The sequence below is a fragment of the Microcoleus sp. OTE_8_concoct_300 genome (genome assembly GCF_031383065.1).
Lineage (GTDB): Bacteria > Cyanobacteriota > Cyanobacteriia > Cyanobacteriales > Microcoleaceae > Microcoleus.
This window is the reverse complement of sequence record NZ_JANMZH010000446.1, coordinates 1-1762: the sequence shown is the minus strand read 5'-3', so window position 1 is coordinate 1762 and position 1762 is coordinate 1. Positions and strand designations below refer to the sequence as shown.

1 pseudogene is annotated in these 1762 nt (G+C 50.6%); it reads right to left on the bottom strand.

The annotated features are described in order from the left end of the window. Nucleotides 1-330: 330 nt before the first annotated feature. Nucleotides 331-1595: pseudogene (locus tag ACUVJL_RS20295) on the bottom strand (glycosyltransferase). Nucleotides 1596-1762 lie beyond the last annotated feature (167 nt).

Sequence of the window (1762 nt, the reverse complement as noted above, 5' to 3'; positions counted from 1 at the left end):
CCTGGGATGCGTAGCTAGTCCCTCGCTCTGTCGCTAGCGGTTAAACAGTCTTAAGGTCACTGAGACAGTGCTGCTAGCCTAACAAGCTCACTAAACATTGGCGAAGTACAGACGACCTGGCAGGTCGTCTCTTCTACTCCGAAAGGAGATTGAGGCAACCATACCTCACCGGAGGGGCAACCATACCCCTCCACCCCGCTGCATGTTTTAACTCAATGTAAAGCCGTCCTAAAAGGACGGGGTTTCAACCCTCCGCTACGCTCCGCCATATTTCTGATGAGTGAAACAGGGATCAAGGGAAACAGGCTTCAACCATACTAAGTGATACTACTAAGCGCTCACGGGGTCAAGTTGAGTGGCAGATTGTTGGAGCAGTTGAGTGTAAAGTTGACTGAGTTGGGAGGCGATACGGTCCCAACTGAAATAGGTTTCGACGCGCTGGCGGGCTGTGTGTCCGAGTTGCTGGCGCCATAGTGAGTCACCTAACAAGCGATCGATCGCATCGGCAAAGACTGCTTCATTTTTTGGCGGCGCGAGCAAACCTGTTTCTTGCGGCACTACGGTATATTTGAGCCCTCCCACGTCGGAGGCGACTACGGGCGTGCCGCAGGCCATCGCTTCAATGGCGACTAAACCGAAGGGTTCGTAGTGGCTGGGAACGACGCACACATCGGCGGCGGCGTAGTAGGCGGGGAGAATTTCTCGACTCAAGCCGCCACGAAAACTGGTAATGTCGCTCAGGCCGAGTTCTTCAACGATGCTGCAGATACGATCGCCCTCTTTGCCGTCGCTTTCCCCCGCACGCCACCGGCCGCCAATTATGAGTTTTAAATCGGCTTTGGGTACCGCCGACAGACTGAGGGCGCGGACTAAGGTTTCGATGCCCGATCCGGGGTCGAAACTGCCGACGTACAACACCACTTTGGTTTCGGGGGCTATTCCCAACTCGCGGCGGGCGGTCCATCGGGCGATCGAGCCGAACCGTTCAATGTCGGTACCGCAGGAAATGATGTCAATATTGCCTTTTGAGGAAACCAGAGACCTCATGTGTTCTTTTTCTTGGGGACTGGTAGCCACCACGCGATCGGCTGTTTCCAGAATTGTTTTTTCTACTTGCAGCCTGGTTTTGGCAATCGTCGGAATTGTCGAAACCGACTTGTATTTAACTGCTGCCAAAGAATGGTAAGTGTGAACTTGCAGCAGGGGTTGCGATTTTTTTAACTCCATTCCCACCCAAGAAGACAGCCAGTAATTTGTGTGAACTAAGGGATAGTCAAAGCCTGACTCTAACTGAAACTTCTGAAATTCTTGAACAAAGATTGGTAAATATCCATAAAGTTCGTCGCGAGGAATAAATTCTTGCGGCCCTGCTACTAGCCGAATTGTCCGGCAATTGGGACTGTGCTGTACAATGCTTGCTTGTTGCCGATCACATGAGCGGGTGAACATATCAACTTGCCACCCCTGTTTAGCCAGAGCTTCCCCTACTTGACGCACGTAAACATTTTCCCGCCCGCTTCTTCTTTGCCAATTTCCACAGAGGGATCGCCGTGTACGGAGATGAGAGCGATGCGTTTTTTAGTTAATGAAATCATGATTGTTTACCAAAAATTACAAATATTTCCTGACGGGGCGACAGGTCGCCTGAAGAGCAGACAGGGAGGGCACTCTAGACAAATAGCATGAAAAAAGATAGGGTAAGAAAGCTTCTTACCCAAAAACAATTAAATGATACCAAAATTATATCATGCCCATTTGTCAA